This is a genomic window from Pseudomonas sp. LBUM1647, from assembly GCF_059716175.1.
In genome coordinates this window covers 3,830,750-3,847,308 of record NZ_CP166809.1, presented here as the reverse complement: position 1 = coordinate 3,847,308, position 16,559 = coordinate 3,830,750, and the positions used below count along the sequence as shown (strand labels likewise).

General features: G+C 61.7%; 12 protein-coding genes. All 12 read left to right on the top strand.

Going from position 1 to position 16,559, the window contains the following annotated elements:
* Positions 1–29: 29 nt before the first annotated feature.
* Positions 30–1,079, top strand: a complete 1,050-nt coding sequence (locus ACA059_RS17515) for an NADP(H)-dependent aldo-keto reductase (RefSeq protein WP_497630286.1) — start codon at positions 30–32, stop codon at positions 1,077–1,079.
* A gap of 166 nt (positions 1,080–1,245) precedes the next feature.
* Positions 1,246–2,121, top strand: coding sequence for an ABC transporter permease (locus tag ACA059_RS17510; protein WP_497630285.1), 876 nt, complete (start codon positions 1,246–1,248; stop codon positions 2,119–2,121).
* Positions 2,118–3,842 carry a dipeptide ABC transporter ATP-binding protein gene (locus ACA059_RS17505; protein ID WP_497630284.1) on the top strand — a complete coding sequence of 575 codons (1,725 nt, stop codon included), beginning with the start codon at positions 2,118–2,120 and terminating at the stop codon, positions 3,840–3,842. The genes ACA059_RS17510 and ACA059_RS17505 overlap by 4 nt, the downstream gene beginning before the upstream one ends.
* Entirely contained in the window at positions 3,739–5,136 is a 1,398-nt protein-coding gene (locus ACA059_RS17500; protein WP_497630283.1) for an LLM class flavin-dependent oxidoreductase, read from the top strand. Before ACA059_RS17505 ends, ACA059_RS17500 begins: the two co-directional genes overlap by 104 nt.
* Before the next feature lie 356 nt (positions 5,137–5,492).
* A complete protein-coding gene (locus ACA059_RS17495) occupies positions 5,493–7,109 on the top strand; it encodes an ABC transporter substrate-binding protein (protein WP_497630282.1) in 1,617 nt (538 codons plus the stop codon).
* On the top strand, positions 7,106–8,098 hold the full coding sequence (locus ACA059_RS17490; RefSeq protein WP_497630281.1) for an ABC transporter permease: 993 nt from the start codon (positions 7,106–7,108) through the stop codon (positions 8,096–8,098). Before ACA059_RS17495 ends, ACA059_RS17490 begins: the two co-directional genes overlap by 4 nt.
* Positions 8,095–8,958 carry an ABC transporter permease gene (locus ACA059_RS17485; RefSeq protein WP_497630280.1) on the top strand — a complete coding sequence of 288 codons (864 nt, stop codon included), beginning with the start codon at positions 8,095–8,097 and terminating at the stop codon, positions 8,956–8,958. The genes ACA059_RS17490 and ACA059_RS17485 overlap by 4 nt, the downstream gene beginning before the upstream one ends.
* Complete coding sequence (locus ACA059_RS17480; protein ID WP_497630279.1) at positions 8,955–10,667, top strand: dipeptide ABC transporter ATP-binding protein; 1,713 nt, start codon at positions 8,955–8,957, stop codon at positions 10,665–10,667. Before ACA059_RS17485 ends, ACA059_RS17480 begins: the two co-directional genes overlap by 4 nt.
* A gap of 26 nt (positions 10,668–10,693) precedes the next feature.
* Positions 10,694–11,902: an acyl-CoA dehydrogenase family protein gene (locus ACA059_RS17475; protein ID WP_497630278.1), complete on the top strand. Its 1,209-nt coding sequence runs from the start codon at positions 10,694–10,696 to the stop codon at positions 11,900–11,902.
* 88 nt (positions 11,903–11,990) lie between these two features.
* The gene (locus ACA059_RS17470; RefSeq protein WP_497634692.1) at positions 11,991–13,355 is read left to right on the top strand and encodes an MFS transporter; all 1,365 of its coding nucleotides are present in this window, start codon (positions 11,991–11,993) and stop codon (positions 13,353–13,355) included.
* A gap of 129 nt (positions 13,356–13,484) precedes the next feature.
* Positions 13,485–15,311 (top strand): ABC transporter ATP-binding protein, encoded by a 1,827-nt coding sequence (locus ACA059_RS17465; RefSeq protein WP_497630277.1) that lies wholly within the window; start codon positions 13,485–13,487, stop codon positions 15,309–15,311.
* A gap of 839 nt (positions 15,312–16,150) precedes the next feature.
* Positions 16,151–16,513, top strand: a complete 363-nt coding sequence (locus tag ACA059_RS17460) for a DUF6124 family protein (protein ID WP_497630275.1) — start codon at positions 16,151–16,153, stop codon at positions 16,511–16,513.
* The last annotated feature ends 46 nt before the right edge of the window (positions 16,514–16,559 follow it).

Below are 16,559 nucleotides of genomic sequence, written 5' to 3'. Positions count from 1 at the left end.
TTCAACTTCAACGCTCAAGGATCATCACCATGCAATACCGCAAGCTAGGCAAAACCGATATCGACGTCAGCCTGATCGGTCTCGGCACCATGACCTGGGGCCATCAGAACAGCGAGGCCGATGCCCATCAACAGCTCGACTACGCGCTGTCACGCGGGGTGAATCTGGTCGACACCGCCGAGATGTACCCGACGCCGACCCATGCCGATACGTGGGGCAGCACCGAGCGTTTCATCGGCTCCTGGCTGGCTAAAAGCGGGCGTCGCCAGGACATCGTCCTCACCAGCAAAATCATCGGCCCGCCACGCTCGGCCCAGCAGACGCACATTCGCAACGGCGAAACCCGGCATGACCGCAAGAACATCATTGCGGCGCTGGAGGGCAGCCTGGACCGGTTGCAGACCGATTACATCGACCTCTACCAGTTGCACTGGCCGGACCGCAGCACCAACTTTTTCGGTCGCGCCGAATACCCCTGGGTCGAAGGCGAGCAGAGCGTCGCCATCGAGGAGACGCTCTCGGTACTGGCCGAGCTGGTAACGGCCGGCAAGATTCGCCATATCGGCATCTCCAACGAAACCGCGTGGGGCACGGCGGAATTCATCAAGCAGTCGGAGCGTCTTAAGCTGCCGCGCATCGTCAGCATCCAGAACCCTTACAGCCTGCTCAACCGTCAGTTCGAAGTGGGTCTGGCCGAGTTCAGCCACCGAGAGCAAGTCGGCTTGCTGGCGTACTCACCGATTGCCTTTGGTGTGCTCAGCGGCAAATACCTCAATGGCGCCTTGCCGGAAGGCTCGCGACTGGCTTCGGTCTACCGTCGGTTCTCTCGCTACGACGGTGAAGAGGCGACACGAGCGGTCACCGCCTATGTGGAGTTGGCCCGGGAATACGACCTGTCGCCGGTACAGCTGGCGCTGGCCTTTGTCACCAGTCGTCCGTTTGTCAGCAGTGCGCTATCGGGCGCGACACGGCTCGATCAGCTCAAGGAAAACCTCGACAGCCTGGCGCTGACGCTCAACGCCGAATTGCTCGGGCGCATCAACGCGATTCACTCGCGCATTCCCAACCCGGCGCCGTAACGCCGGGCGCCCCCGGACATGCGGACACCGCGAACCCTGTGGGAGCGAGCTTGCTCGCGATGGCGGCGGTACAAGCAATACGATGTCGCCTGACACGACGCCATCGCGAGCAAGCTCGCTCCCACAGGGTTTCGCGGTTTGGCTGGCTGTTAGAAGGAGAAAAAAGATGACTGTCGCGAACAAGACTTTACTGAGCAACCTGCCCGCGCTGGCCTTGGGTGCCGCGCCGCGAGTCTGGCGGTTGCGCCCCGGATTGCTGCTGGCCGGGGTGTTTCTGATGCTGCTGATCATCGCCGCGTTGGTACCCGGTCTGCTGGCACCGGGCGATCCGTTGGAAGCCAGTGCACGCCACGCGTTTCAGCCTCCCGGTGGCACCCATTGGCTGGGCACCGACGAGAACGGCCGCGATTTGTATACGCGGCTGATTCATGGCGTCAGACCTTCCTTGTTGATGGGGTTGGCGGCGACCGCCATCGCGCTGGTGTTCGGTGTCGCCCTGGGTCTGTTGGCAGGGCTGGGGCCGCGACTTGTCGATGCAACGATCATGCGCTTGGTGGACGTGCTGTTGGCCTTTCCCGATCTGCTGTTGGCCCTGGTGATCATCACGTTCTGGGGCGAGGGACTGTTCAACGCGGTGGTCGCGGTGGGCGTGGCCGGAGTACCGCGTTTTGCGCGGATGGTGCGAGCCCAGACGCTGGTCGTTCGCTCGGCCCCTTACGTCGAAGCGGCCACGACCCTGGGCATTCACCGAGCGGCCGTTATCTTTCGCCACGTGTTGCCTAACGCGATCAAACCGATTCTGGTCCTGGCCACCATCGGCATCGGCGGCAACATCACCGCCGGGGCGGCCTTGAGTTTTCTAGGCTTTGGCGCGCCGCCGCCTTCTCCTGAATGGGGCGCGATGCTATCGGCGGGGCGCAACTACCTCGCCAATGGTTGGTGGCTGGTGGCCTGGCCGGGTCTGGCGGTGACCTTGACGGTGATTTCCATCACCGCGCTGGGGCGTGAGCTGTTGCGTCGCAGCGAAGGAAAGCGCACATGAGCCAATTCGAAAAAGGTCCCGCGCTGATCGACGTCCAGGACCTGCGCGTGCACTTTGCCGGTCAGGCACAACCGGTGATCGGCGGCATTTCCTTCACTCTCCATCGCGGCGAATGCCTGGCGCTGGTGGGCGAATCCGGTTCCGGCAAAAGCGTGACTTCGCGCACCCTGGCGGGTTTGACCGGGCAGGGTGCCAGTCTTCAGGCGCAGCGATTGCACTTTGACGGGCTGGACCTGCGCACGTTCGACGAACGCGCGTGGCGTCGCATTCGTGGAGCGCGCATCGGCTTCGTCATGCAAGACGCCTTGGGTTCCCTCGATCCGTTGCGCCGGGTGGGCGATGAAATCGAAGAGCCGTTGCGCTTGCATGAACACCTCACAAAAAAACAACGCCAGCTCAAGGTGCTGGAGCTGTTGCGCTCGGTCGGCGTTCCGGAGCCCGAGTTGCGGGCCAGGCAATACCCTCATCAACTCTCCGGCGGTTTGCGCCAACGGGCGTTGATTGCCTCGGCGATTGCCTGCGCACCGGACCTGTTGATTGCTGACGAACCGACCACGGCACTGGATGCCACGGTGCAGGATCAGGTGCTGCGGTTGCTTGAGTCTCTGCGCCGCAGCGACACGGCAATGTTGGTGGTAAGCCATGACCTGGCTGTGGTGGCGCGTTTGGCCGACAGGATCGCGGTGATGCACAACGGCGTCATCGTCGAACAGGGTTCGGCGGATGCGGTACTGCACGATCCTCAGCACCCGTACACGCAGTCGCTGCTGATGGCCGCACGCTCGGTGCATGTGCGGCGCAGTGAAACCTCACAAACGATCAGTATTGACCGGCCGCTGGTGGTTCAGGCGCAACAGCTGCGCAAGGCGTTCAAAGGGCCGGACGGCAAAGTGCGCACGGCCGTGGCGCAAGCGTCCTTCGAACTGCGTGGGGGACAAACCCTGGGCATCGTCGGTGAGTCCGGCTCGGGCAAAACCACCCTGACGCGCATGCTGCTGGGGCTGGAAACCCCTGACAGCGGCGACGTGCTGCTGCGTGGCCGAGCCTGGTCGAGCCTCAACAGTCGTGAGAAACGCGAGGAGCGCCAACGCATTCAAGTGGTGTTTCAAGACCCGCTGAGTTCCTTCGATCCGCGCTACACCGTGGAGCGCGTCCTGTATGAAGCGCTGGACGCGACGAGCCATGCCGATCAAGGCACGCGTCGTGAACGGGCCGTTGCGTTGTTGAGGCTGGTCCGGCTCGACGAAAGCTTTCTGATACGCCGACCGATCGAGTTGTCCGGCGGCCAGCGTCAGCGTGTCGCTATTGCCCGTGCATTGGCACCGAAACCGCACGTGTTGGTCTGCGATGAACCGGTGTCGGCGCTGGACGTTTCGGTGCAGGCACAGATTCTCGAACTGCTGTCCGATCTCAAACGCCGTCTGGGCCTGGCGTGCCTGTTCATTTCCCATGATCTGGGGGTGATCAACAGCGTCAGCGATCACGTGCTGGTGATGAAAGACGGCGGGATCGTCGAGTCGGGCCCCGTGCGCCAGGTGTTCGATCAGCCGCGCCACCCGTACACCCGCGCCTTGTTGAATGCCATTCCCCAATTCGAACACTCAGGAGTGCTCATCGATGAGCAAGCAGTTACACGTCAATCTGTTCGAAATGAATTGCGTGAGCCATATCGTGCACGGCCTGTGGGTGCATCCCGAGAACAACCGGCACCGCTTCAATGACCTCGATTACTGGACCGAGCTGGCCCAGTTGCTGGAGTACGGGACATTCGATGGCGTCTTTCTCGCCGATGTCATCGGCACCTACGATCGATTCCGCGACGGACCGGAAACGTCGCTGCGCGAAGCGATGCAGATTCCCAGCAACGATCCGCTGCTGGTGATTCCGGCGATGGCGGCGGTCACGCGCAACCTTGGGTTTGGTGCGACGTTTTCCACCACTTACGAGCCGCCGTTCGCCTTCGCCCGCCGCATGAGCACCCTCGATCACCTGACCAAGGGCCGGGTGGGCTGGAACATCGTCACCTCCTATCTGCCCAATGCCGCGCGTAACTTCGGGCACGACACCGAAGTGGTCCACGACCATCGCTATGAAATTGCCGATGAGTACCTGGACGTGCTTTACAAGCTGTGGGAAGGCTCCTGGGACGACGATGCGGTGATTCAGGACCGTGAGCAGCGCATCTACACTGACCCGGAAAAGGTGCGTTACATCGAACATGTCGGCGAGCATTTCAAAGTTGCCGGGCCGCACCTCTGCCAGCCGTCCCGACAACGCACGCCGGTATTGTTTCAGGCCACCGGCTCGCCAGCCGGCATCGAATTTGCCGGTCGCCATGCCGAAGTGGTTTTCACAGGAGGGGCAGACACCCGCAGCGTGCGCGAGAACATTCAGGCCATGCGCCAAAAGGCAATCGCCCACGGCCGTGATCCCGCCGGGTTGAAGTTCATCGTCATGGCCGGGGTGATCGTCGGTCGTACCGATGAAGAGGTCAGCACCAAGCTCGACAGCTATCGCAAACTGATGAGCGTCGAAGCGTCGCTGGCGCATGCGCAGTCAGCGGTCGATCTGACGGCCTATCCGCGCGATGAACTGATTGGCAATCTGATCCGTCGCGAGGTCAAAGGCTGGCAAAGTTTGCAGCGGTATAAACCGGAGTCGACCGTGGGAACGGTGTTGGCACAGTTTGGAGGGTTTAATCGTGAGCGCTTTTTTGTCGCCGGCACACCGAGCGTGGTCGCGGATGAAATTGAAAAATGGCTGGATGAGGACGGCATTGACGGCATCAACTTGCGGCAGTACCTGTCCTTCGAAACTGCCCGTGATTTCATCGAACTGGTGATACCCGAACTGCGCCGGCGAGGGCGTTTTCGCGAGTCTTACAACGATGGTGAGACCTTGCGCGAGCGGCTGTTCGGCGCCGGGCAGGCACGGCTGCCGAACGACCACTTCGGCGCTCGTTATCGTGATCCGGCGGCGTTGCGCTCACCGGCGAGTCCGCTGCGTTTTGCATAATGTGTGCTGGCCCATCGCGAGCAAGCTCGCTCCCACAGGGATCTCGGTCGTTCACAGATTTTGTGTTCACTGGAGATTAAATGTGGGAGCGAGCTTGCTCGCGATGGGGCCAACACAGCCACAAATAATCCCAGGTTGATCCCACTGTTGCCCCACCAACACCACCTGAACAATTTGCTCCCTTGTCACCCTCACTCAATCGCTGAATCCCCCGGTTTTATTGGCTGAAAAACCCGGCATGCCTTGTGCAATGACCTTGTTCCCGGACTCAAGGCATATCAGGACCCATGCGAGAACTTCCCCAGCAGTTGCGCCCTCACGGCACGCGATCCAGATCGCTGCTCAAGCACAATCCAATGATTGGAATCGCCGCGATCTGCGGCTTGTTGGCCGGTTGCGGCCAGGACACTTCGACCGTCGCGCGCAGCGATCAGCCGGTCAGCGGTGGCACGCTGGTCTACGCCACGGACCGCGAGCCGACGTGCCTGGATCCTCATGTAGCAGGGGACATGCCCCAAGTGTTTATCGCGCAACAGTATCTCGATTCGCTGGTGTCGATGGACGCGGAGGGCCGGATAGGTCCATGGCTGGCCAAACGCTGGGAAGTATCCGCCGACGGTCTGAGCTACACCTTCCACCTTCGCGATGACGTGCGATTCACCGACGGAACGCCGTTTAACGCCGCTGCGGTCAAGGCCAACCTCGATCACATGGCCAATCCAAAAACCCAGTCCAGTACGGCAGGCGGTTATATCCGCCAATACCGCAGCGCCGATGTGCTCGATGAACACACCGCCGTGGTTCACCTGGCCACGCCCTATGCGGCGTTTCTGGAGGTCTTGGCCCAAGGGTTTCTCGGCATCGAGTCACCCACGGCGCTGCTCCGGCCGCGTGATGTGAACTGTGAAAGCCCGGTGGGCACCGGGCCTTTCAAGGTCGTCCGTTGGGATCGCCAAAGCCACGTTGAACTGGTGCGCAATCCTGATTACAACTCGGCGCCACCCACGGCCAAACATCAAGGACCGGCGTGGCTGGAGCGCATCGTCTGGAAGTTCATTCAGGAGCCTTCGGTGCGGTTTGCCTCGTTGCAGGCGGGCGAAGTGGACGTGATCGAGACATTGCCACCGGAATCCCATGAAGCAGCCCGACGCAATCCGGACCTGACATTGATCATTGCCCAGCGTCCGGGCAACCCCACCAACGGCACGCTGAACATTACCCGTGCGCCGTTCAATGATCTGAACGTACGTGAAGCCTTCGTGCGCAGCGCGGACATCGAGGGTGCGCTGAAAAGCGTTTACTTCAACGAGTTCCCCCGTGCTGGCGGACCGCTCAGCCCGGCGACGCGTTTCTACAGTCCGGACTTCCAGAAGGCTCAGGATTACGACCCTGCCAAAGCGGCGCGACTGCTTGACGCGGCAGGCTGGACGCAGCGCGACAGCGAAGGTTATCGGACCAGGGACGGCAAGCGTTTGCAGGTCCACGTGGTCATGGGCAATCGCACGCCACCGTCGGAATACACGTTGTGGGAGCAGGTCCAGGCCACTACCCGCCAGGCCGGTTTTGAGTTGATCGTCGAGCAGATGAGCGATGTGCAGGCGACCAAGCGCCAGGCGGACTGGGATTACGACATTCGCCTGGGCTACTGGAACACCAACACCGCCGATGTGCTGCGGATCATTTTCAGCTCCGAGTTCATTCGCCCGGCCGGGGTAGGGGGTTATCACCAGAACACCGCCGGGTTCAGCGAGCCGGCCTTCGACGGGCTTATCCAGCAAGCACTGACCACGCAGGATGCGGAGCAGCGCCGGGCCCTTTATTACAAGGCCCAGCAAGTGGCCTCGCAGCAATACCTGCAACTGACCACTTACCCGCAGAGCACGCGGCTGGGCATCTACAAAACCACTCAGGGCGTCCGCCTGGACCCTTCGTTGGCGGTGACTTACCTCTATGACGCATGGGTGAACAAATGAGTAGCTCGACACGTTCCAATCAATTACCCAATCCACAACGCGAGCGTTTTGCACAGCTGGGGCGACGCGCGCTGTGGCGGCTTGCCGGCGGCATTCTGGTGCTGTGGGCGGTCGCCACGCTGACGTTCTTTGCCTTGCGACTGATGCCCGGCGATCCGGTGCTGGCAATTCTCGGTGGCCCGAGCGGCAACCCGACGGCGGAAACCATCGCCGAGGCCACTCGCGAATATGGCCTCGACAAACCGCTGGCCGTGCAGTACGCGCTGTACCTGGGGCGGCTGGTCCAGGGGGATCTGGGCATTTCCTATTCCCAGCATTTGCCTGTGACCAAGGTACTTGCCGAACAGTCCTGGCCGACGCTGGAACTGACCTTCACCTCATTGGTGCTGGCGTGGGTGCTGGTGTTGGCGTTGACGGTGCTGACGGCGGGCCGTCGACGCTGGGTGGGCAGCCTGGCTTCGCTGGCAGAGACTCTGGCTGCTGCGTTACCGCACTTCTGGCTCGGAATCTTGCTGTTGGCGGTGTTCGCCTTCGGTCTGCGGCTATTTCCGCCCGCCGGCAGCGATGGCTGGCGAACGTTGGTATTGCCCTCGGTGGCGCTGGCCATTCCGCTGGCGGGATTCATCGCTCAGGTGACCCGCGAATCACTTGAATTGACCCTCGATCAACCGTTCGTGCTGACCGCCCGGACCCGAGGCCTGAGCGATTTTGCGGTGCGCTTCAAACATGCGTTGCGCCATGCCGTGCTGCCGGGGATTTCCCTGTCGGGCTGGGCGATCGGGGCGCTGATCAGCGGCGCCGTGGTGATTGAAGTGATCTTTTCCCGCAAGGGCTTGGGGCGTCAGTTATTCCAGGCCGTGCAGGCCCAGGACTTGCCGTTGACCATCGGCATCAGTCTGGTGGTCGCGGCCGGGTATGTACTGGCCAACATTCTTGTCGATCTGCTGTACCTGTGGATCGACCCTCGCCAACAGGGGAATCCGGCATGAGCGAACTTACTCTTGAGGCACCGCTGGCCACGCTTCGGGTCCAGCGCACGGCGTGGAAAGTTCGGCCGGGTCCACTGTTGGCCGTCACGTTCCTGCTGTTTCTGATTGTCGCGGCACTGGTGCCGCAGTTGTTTGCCCATAGCGATCCACTGGCGATCGTTCCACATGATGCGTTCCAGGCGCCGGGGTGGGCGCATTGGTTCGGCACCGATCAATCCGGGCGCGACATCTTCTCTCGGGTGATTTACGGCACTCGCCAGTCTTTGTTTATCGGGTTGGCGGCCACCGCGCTGGCCATGAGCATCGCGATCGTTCTGGGTTTGCTGGGCGGGTTAGGCGGTGCACGCATCGACCGCGGTGTCGGCTGGTTTCTGGAAGTGCTGTTTGCGTTCCCCAGCCTGATTCTGGCGTTGCTGTTCGTGGCGATCTTCGGCAGTGGCATCGGCCCACTGATCGTCGCCACCGGTTTGGGCGGGGCGCCCGGGTACGCACGCATGGTCCGCGGCCAGGTGCTGGCGGTGCGCAATGCGGGCTACATCGAAGCCGCCAGGGCATTGGGACATCCACCGTTGCGGATCATCGCCCGGCAGCTGTTACCCAACGCCATGCGTCCGCTGATCGTGACCCTGACCATGGGCGTGGGCCAGGCGATTGTCTGGGCCTCGGCCCTGAGTTTTCTGGGATTGGGCGCACGTCCACCCGCGCCGGAGTGGGGGACGATGCTGTCGATGGGTCGGGACTTCATCGCCAATGCCTGGTGGCTGACGTTCTTCCCGGGGCTGTTCATCGTTCTGACCACACTCTCAACCACGGTCGCCGGCCGTTACCTGCAACAACGCCTGGAGGGCCGCCTGTCATGAGCGATAAACGTTTGATCGTCGAGGACCTGAGCATCGAGTTCGACGGCCAGTCTGTGGTGCGCAATCTGTCGTTTGTACTGGAGCCGGGCAAGACCCTGGCGCTGGTCGGTGAGTCTGGCTCAGGCAAAAGTGTCACCGCTCGCAGTCTGATCGGTCTGGCGGGCGCCGGTGCGCGAGTGACGGCCCGCAACTTGAGTTATGACGGGCACGATTTGTTGAGTCTGTCCGAGCGTGGCTGGCGTGAGTTGCGGGGCAAGGGCATCGGTTTTGTGTTGCAGGATGCGCTGGTGTCGCTCGATCCGCTGCGCCCGGTGGGCAAGGAAATTCTCGAGGTCCTCGAGACCCATCGTTGGGGTGATCGTCGCAGCCGTGCAGAACGGGTCATCGAACTGCTGGAAAAGGTCGGCGTACCTGAACCGCGACTGCGCGCCCGACAACGCCCCGATCAACTCTCGGGCGGACTTCGTCAGCGCGCACTGATCGCCAGTGCTCTGGCACTGACCCCCGGCCTGGTCATCGCCGATGAACCCACCACCGCGCTGGATGCCACGGTGCAGGCGCAGATTCTCGAAGTGCTGCAAGACATCAAGGCCCGTGGCGATTCTCTGCTGATCATCAGCCATGACCTGGCGGTGGTGGCGCAACTGGCGGATGAAGTGCTGGTACTGCGTCATGGCGAGGTGGTGGAGCAAGGACCGATGGAGCAAGTCTTGCGCGATCCGCGTCATGCCTACACCCGTTCGCTGCTCGATGCGGTGCCCGCCGAACATGTCCGTGGCACACGTCTGTCGCCAGAGCGCAATACGGGCCCGGTGCAGCGACGTCCCGGCGTCGACTCGCCGGTGTTGTTAAAGGCGTCACGGCTGGGCAAGCGTTACGTCGGGCCCGATCAGCGATCGCGGCAAGTGGTCGACGATGTCAGCTTCGAACTTCGGGCCGGGCGCACGCTGGGCATTGTCGGCGAGTCCGGTTCGGGCAAGACCACTGTGGCGCGGATCGTCCTCGGTCTGCTGGAACCGGATGCCGGTGACGTGACCTTCCTTGACTGGGCCTGGGCGGGTGTCGGCAGTGGCCGGGTCGAGGAGAAGGCGCGCCGGGTGTATCGGCGCGATATCAGTGTCATCTACCAGGACCCGCTGAGCTCCTTCGATCCGCGCTGGAGCGTCGGGCAGGTGCTGGCTGACGCACTCGATGTCGCCGGTATCGCCGCCGAGCAACAACCGGCGCGCATCGCTCAACTGTTGCATCAGGTGCGCCTGCCGGCAGAGCTGGTGACACGCAGGCCGTTGCAGTTGTCGGGCGGGCAACGCCAACGCGTGGCCATCGCCCGTGCAATTGCCAGCAATCCGAAAGTCATCATCTGCGACGAGCCCGTCTCGGCACTGGACGTCTCGGTGCAGGCGCAGGTGCTGGATCTGCTGGCGGACCTGCAGGCCGAACTGGGTCTGGCGTACCTGTTCATCTCCCATGACCTGGGGGTGATCCGCCACGTCAGCGACGAGGTGCTGGTGATGCGGCACGGCAAGGTCGTGGAAAGCGCAGCGGTCGAGACGCTGTTCCAGAACCCGCAACATGAATACACCCGTCGCCTGCTAGGCGCCGTGCCACGTCTGCCCGGTGCCGGGGCCACGCTGGTGGTGCCGCCGATAGAACCGGAAAGCGCGGTGTTGCTGTTTGACGAAGCCCGCCTGTGGAAAATCGCCATCTAAGTTCGAACCTTGCACAAGGAATTGTCATGAGTCAGTTGTCCGCTGTACCCGAACGACCCATCATTTCGGTCGAAGCACTCAACGCCCGCGCTGACGAGTTGTTGCCGCACATCGCCACCGGTGCCGCACAGCGTGAACGTGATCGGTCGTTGCCTTTCGATGCCGTGGCACAGATTGCAAAAGCGAGTTTTTTTACCTGCCGGATTCCCGTTCGATACGGCGGTTCCGGCGGCTCAGTCAAAGATGTGATTGCCTTGTTGATTCGTATTGCGTCGGTGGACTCCAACGTGGCCCAGGCGTTACGACCCGGCTTCGGGTTCGTCGAGGGATTGTTGGCTTCACGTGCCGAAGGCGCCGAGGGCGAGCGTGAGCGCTGGTTCGAGCGCTACTTGAAGGGCGCCGTGCTGGGCAACGCCGGTTGGGAGGTCGGCGGGGCCAACGGCTCGATCAGTGCGCGCATCGTGCGCGACGGCGCGCATTATCGTGCCAGCGGCAGCAAGTACTACAGCACCGGATCCTTGTATGCCGACTGGGTCAGCGCGGTTGCCCTGGACGAAAATGATCAGCCGGTATCCTTCATCCTGCCGCGTGATCGACAGGGGCTGGAGTTGCTGGATGATTTCGACGCCATGGGGCAGCGGCTGACGGCGAGCGGTACCACCCATTTGCATGATGTGGTGGTCAAGGCCGATGAAATTCGCACGCGGACTGTGGAGGAGGGCAAACGCACCATCGTCACTCCGTTTTTGCAGCTGTTTCTTGCGGCGGTGCAGGCCGGTATCGCGCGTAACTCGCTGAACGATGCGGTGGCGTTTGCCAACGACCATGCGCGGCCGATCAAGCACAGCACGGCCACGCGTTCCGTTGATGATCCGTATGTGGAGCTGAGTGTCGGTGACATCGCTGCCCGTGCGTTCACCGCCGAAGCGGTGGTATTGCGCGCGGCGGAGTCTATCGACAGGGCCTGGGCGGCGGATCTCGATCCTCAAGCGGTGGATCAGGCAGCGATCGATGTCGCACAGGCCCAATACATCGCTGCAGAGTCCGCGCTCAAGGCGGCGGAACTGCTGTTCGACGTTGGCGGCGCCTCCACCACCGGCCGCGCGCATAACCTCGACCGTCACTGGCGCAACGCGCGCACCGTGGCCAATCACAATCCTCGACACTGGAAAGCTGCAGCGGTGGGCGCGTGGCAACTCAAAGGCACGCCGCCACCGACCTCGGGACTGTTCTGACATGGGCAACCTTGAACTGGGCGCGGTCATCGGTCCGTCCGATACCCGCGCGTTGAAGCTTAAGGAGAGCAGCTTTCGCCGGGTGCCGATGATTATCGGTTGCGCGCTGTTCATGGAGCTGATCGACGCCACGGCCGTGCTCACGGCATTGCCACAAATGGCGCGGGATTTTGACGAACCCAGCGTGCGCATGAACCTGGTCGTGTCGCTGTACCTATTGGCCGTCGCGCTGTTTGTGCCGGTCAGCGGTTGGGCGGCGGACCGGTTCGGGCCGCGACGGGTGTTTGTCAGCGCTATCGTGCTGTTCACCTTGGCGTCGGTGGGCTGTGCCAGCTCCGGTTCGCTGTTGCAACTGTCACTGGCGCGAATGGCGCAAGGTGCCGCGGGGGCGATGATGGTGCCGGTGGGGCAGGTGATCCTGCTTCGATGGTCGGCACGGGAAAACCTGTTGCGCGCCATGTCCTACCTGACCATCCCGGCGTTGATCGGACCGGTGCTGGGGCCGCCGTTGGGCGGTTTGCTCGTCACCCTGTTGTCCTGGCACTGGATCTTTCTGATCAATGTGCCCATCGGCATCCTGGGTCTGATCCTGGTGCTTCGCTACATACCTGACTATCCCGGCGTACGCGGGCGGCCACTCGATGTGCTTGGCCTTACGCTCAGCGGCGTTGGCCTGGGCGGTCTGGTATTCGGTTTCGAGGCGTTCGGCCACGGTCTGCTGGAACGCCATTGGGCGCTGCTGTTGATCGTAGTCGGTCTGCTCAGTGCCGGGCTGTATGTCAGGCATGCCAAGCGAATCGCGCATCCACTGATCGATCTTTCATTGCTGAAAATACCCACGTTCGGCACCAGTTTCTGGGGCGGTAATCTGATGCGAATCGGCAGTGCTTCGCAGCCGTTTCTGTTGGTGCTTTTGTTCCAACTGTGTTTTGGCCTCAATCCGCTGGAGGCCGGGCTGTTGAGTTTCGCCGGCGGTGCCGGTGCCTTCCTGATGAAGCTGCTGGCGGTGCGGATTGTCAGCCGGTTCGGCTTCAGACGCACCTTGACCGCCAATGCACTGTTCACCGGGCTGACGATCATCGCGTGTGCGGCATTCGATATTTCTACGCCCTACTGGATCGTTGTCCTGGTGCTGTTTGGCAGCGGCATCATTCGTTCTCTGCAGTTCAGCACCCTCGGCGCGTTGACCTACGCCGATGTACCGCCTGAGCAGTCAAGCCGCGCCAGCAGCCTGTCGGCCATGACCATCCAGCTGACCATGAGCCTGTCGGTGGGCATCGCGGCTGCGTTGTTGAGCCTGATCATGTCACTGCGCGGTCATGTCAGCGTCGGTGAAAGCGACGTGGCATTGGTCATGGTGATGGGCGGGGTGGTTTGCGCCTTGTCGGGGCTGATGTTCAGAAAGCTTTCGCCGCAGGCGGGCGCAGCGGTGTATGCCGGGCGTGCCCGATGATCGCAGGCGTGGAAAGCGCTGCGCGGGGGCCAGGGAGCTTCAAGCACATCTTTTAAACGGGCGGCTGCTGCGCCCATTCTTGCCTGGAAGCTGCGCGGCCACAGGCGCCATCCAGGAAAACATTCTTAAATGAGCTCTTTTTTTTCGTCTGCCGCGCCACGAGAGCGCCGGCAAGGCCAATGGGAAGTCCAGCATCTGCCGGCAAGACCCGCAGCGTTCGTGCGTTTTTTTGTGGGCAATTTCAAGGGGTGGTATCTGGCGATTCTGCTGCTGCAGATCGCGGCGGTGATCTGCACCATTCTCATTCCCTGGGGATTGGGACAAATCACCCGAACGGTCAGTAACGGGCTGGATGCCGAGCGGGCCTTCGAAGTGCTGCAGTGGCCGTTGACGCTGTTCGGCACGCTGCTTGTCTGCGAAGTCCTGTTCACGCGTGCCGCTGCGGGGTGCCACATTCACGTATTGCCGTTGCAGCGGCGCACGGTGACGCATGTGGTGTTCGCCTACCTGCAACGGCATTCTCACCGATTCATCAGCAATGAATTTGCCGGCGCGTTGGCGCACCGGGTGTCCGAGATCGCACTGGGCGTCAACCAGACGTTGAGTATTCTGTTGTTCGACCTCATCCCGTTGCTCGTGACGCTGAGCTTGGCCACGGTGCTGTTGTGGACGGCCTCACCTTTGCTGGCGGTGTTCATGGCGGGCTGGTCGGCGGTGTTCATCGCGGTGTGCTATTTGCTGGCCCGACGCAGCCACCCATTGGCGCAACAGTACTCCGCCGCCCGAAGCACCAGTTCAGGCAAGGTGGTCGATGCCGTGTCCAACCTGGCCAATATCCGGCTGTTTGCCCGCCACGCCTTCGAGCACAACTACCTGGGCACCTTTCTGGACAAGGAAGTGACCGCGGCCTATCGCTCGCTCGGCTACATGGAGAAGATTCGCTGGTTTCAGACCAGCTGCGGCGTCGTGCTCAAACTGGGCCTGCTCCTGCTGGCGCTTTATCTGTGGCGCACGCAACGCATCGATATCGCCGCGTTCGTCATGTCGACCAGCCTGTCGCTGCTGATCATCAGTGACGTGGGCAACCTGTCGCGACGTTTCCTGGAGTTCTTCGAGGCCACCGGCAATATTTCCAACGGCGTGCGCACCCTGATTCGGCCGCATGAGGTCATCGATCGCCCGCATGCGAAGAAGCTGCAGGTCAAACGAGGTGATATCGAGTTCCGCGATGTCGGTTTCAGCTACGGTTCGGGCCCGGCGATTTTCGAGCATCTGAATATCGTGATCCCGGCGGGGCAGAAAGTGGGGCTCGTGGGCTCATCCGGTTCTGGCAAGTCCACGCTGGTCAATTTGCTGTTGCGGTTATACGACGTGCAACAGGGCGAAGTGCTGATCGACGGGATGAATGTGCGAGAGGTGACCCAGCATTCCCTGCACCAACAGATTGGCCTGATTCCCCAGGAGCCCGGCCTGTTCCATCGCAGCATCCGGGAGAACATTCACTACGGTCGTCTGGATGCCTCTCAGGAGGAACTGGCCGAGGCCATTCATCGCGCGGGTGCCAGTGAGTTCATCGACAGCATGGAACACGGTTACGAGTCCCTGGTCGGGGAGCGCGGCGTCAAGCTGTCCGGTGGCCAGCGCCAACGTATTGCCATCGCGCGAGTGCTGCTCAAGAACGCCCCGATTCTGGTGATGGACGAGGCGACCTCAAGCCTGGATTCGATCACCGAGCGTTTCATCCAGGACAAACTCGACGAAATCATGGACGGAAAAACCGTGGTGGTGGTTGCGCATCGACTGTCGACGGTGGCGCACCTTGACCGGATTCTGGTGTTCGACAATGGGCGGGTGATCGAGGACGGCAGTCACGAAGACCTGCTGCGTTTGGGCGGGCAATATTATCGGTTGTGGAATCGTCAGTTCGATGAGGTGCTGGAGGAGGTAAATGCCTGACACCGGTGTCTGATCGTTCCTACGGTGGCGGGGGGACGATCGATTGAGGCGGCCTGACAGCCGACCTGTATTTTGTTGACTGAGTACATATCCATTTCTGCGGTAACGGCCACTTATGGTTTCGCTCTTACAGCGAGTCCCTTTTGGCAAACGCCCGGAGTGCCGGCCCAGCCAAAAGGAACCAAAAGGTCTCGCCCCAGCGTCCGGCTCCTCGCCTAGGCTCGGCGTGCCCTCGCTCCGGTCCTGCTCCGTGGGCCCGCCGCCATCGGCCATCCATGGCCGGGGGCGGCTAACCCGGCATCCAAGCCGGGTTGCCCACTGCGCAGAACCTCCACTCGGCCTCCCGAAGGGGCGGGCAGATCAAAAGCTGGCGAGGCGAGCTAACGCTCGACCTGTGGAGTGGTGAGAAGCTAAAGGTGTACCTGATCCATTGTGGGAGCGAGCTTGCTCGCGATGGCGGCCTGACAGCCGACCAAAGCCTCTCGGCTGTACTCAACCTGCTTGTTTAAGGGACGTCAGGTTTACTTCCTGAAAGCTACACAACCTTGCGTGTTTGCCTACAGTTACGCCAGAATCCGCCGGCTTGTGCGCCTATGGCTTGGGCTCTATCGTTTGCCCCGTCGCTGAATCACAGCGATCGGGTTTGGTAGCCCGGCAATTAGGCGCATAGCGCCACCGTTTGTGGGCCTTTTTCAGGTCTCGGTTTTATGGTGGCCATGCGCAGGGCTCCTTCGGGGGCGCCGGGTCCTAATTGCCGGTCTACCAACCTTCGTATGGCCGCCACCCTTCGTTTGGTAGCGAGGGTGAAGGCTCCTTTATTTCAATTAGGAGTTTCATCTATGTTCAAACCAACGCCCAATCCTCCGGAAACGGACGACGTTTCCCCCTACGAATCCCTCGATTCAAAAAAACTCCACGAGGCTGTCGACCGCGCCCTCAATCACTACCTCAATTCGGCTGCCTACATTCAGGCCACCCCGCGCACACCCGGCACGATGTTCATCGTCAACCCGGAGCTCGATACCGAAACCCTGCTGGCCCATGCTTGCGAGTCACTGGCCTCGGCCAATGTCATGGCCATGGATCTGGCGGACCACATGGAGGGGTCGAGTCGCAACTCCCTGCTGGGCATCGCGCAAGTGATCATGTTAGGCGAGCTCGCGGTGAACCGGGCGCTGGATCAAATCGACTCGCCGGGCTAACGGATGCCTGATCGTTCCCACGCTCCGCGTTCCGCTTCTGGATGTG

Bases quoted from the DNA above. Each gene is read 5' to 3' on its own strand.
- ACA059_RS17515 (WP_497630286.1), top strand. From the start codon at position 30: ATGCAATACCGCAAGCTAGGCAAAACCGATATCGACGTCAGCCTGATC.
- ACA059_RS17510 (WP_497630285.1), top strand. From the start codon at position 1,246: ATGACTGTCGCGAACAAGACTTTACTGAGCAACCTGCCCGCGCTGGCC.
- ACA059_RS17505 (WP_497630284.1), top strand. From the start codon at position 2,118: ATGAGCCAATTCGAAAAAGGTCCCGCGCTGATCGACGTCCAGGACCTG.
- ACA059_RS17500 (WP_497630283.1), top strand. From the start codon at position 3,739: ATGAGCAAGCAGTTACACGTCAATCTGTTCGAAATGAATTGCGTGAGC.
- ACA059_RS17495 (WP_497630282.1), top strand. From the start codon at position 5,493: ATGATTGGAATCGCCGCGATCTGCGGCTTGTTGGCCGGTTGCGGCCAG.
- ACA059_RS17490 (WP_497630281.1), top strand. From the start codon at position 7,106: ATGAGTAGCTCGACACGTTCCAATCAATTACCCAATCCACAACGCGAG.
- ACA059_RS17485 (WP_497630280.1), top strand. From the start codon at position 8,095: ATGAGCGAACTTACTCTTGAGGCACCGCTGGCCACGCTTCGGGTCCAG.
- ACA059_RS17480 (WP_497630279.1), top strand. From the start codon at position 8,955: ATGAGCGATAAACGTTTGATCGTCGAGGACCTGAGCATCGAGTTCGAC.
- ACA059_RS17475 (WP_497630278.1), top strand. From the start codon at position 10,694: ATGAGTCAGTTGTCCGCTGTACCCGAACGACCCATCATTTCGGTCGAA.
- ACA059_RS17470 (WP_497634692.1), top strand. From the start codon at position 11,991: ATGATTATCGGTTGCGCGCTGTTCATGGAGCTGATCGACGCCACGGCC.
- ACA059_RS17465 (WP_497630277.1), top strand. From the start codon at position 13,485: ATGAGCTCTTTTTTTTCGTCTGCCGCGCCACGAGAGCGCCGGCAAGGC.
- ACA059_RS17460 (WP_497630275.1), top strand. From the start codon at position 16,151: ATGTTCAAACCAACGCCCAATCCTCCGGAAACGGACGACGTTTCCCCC.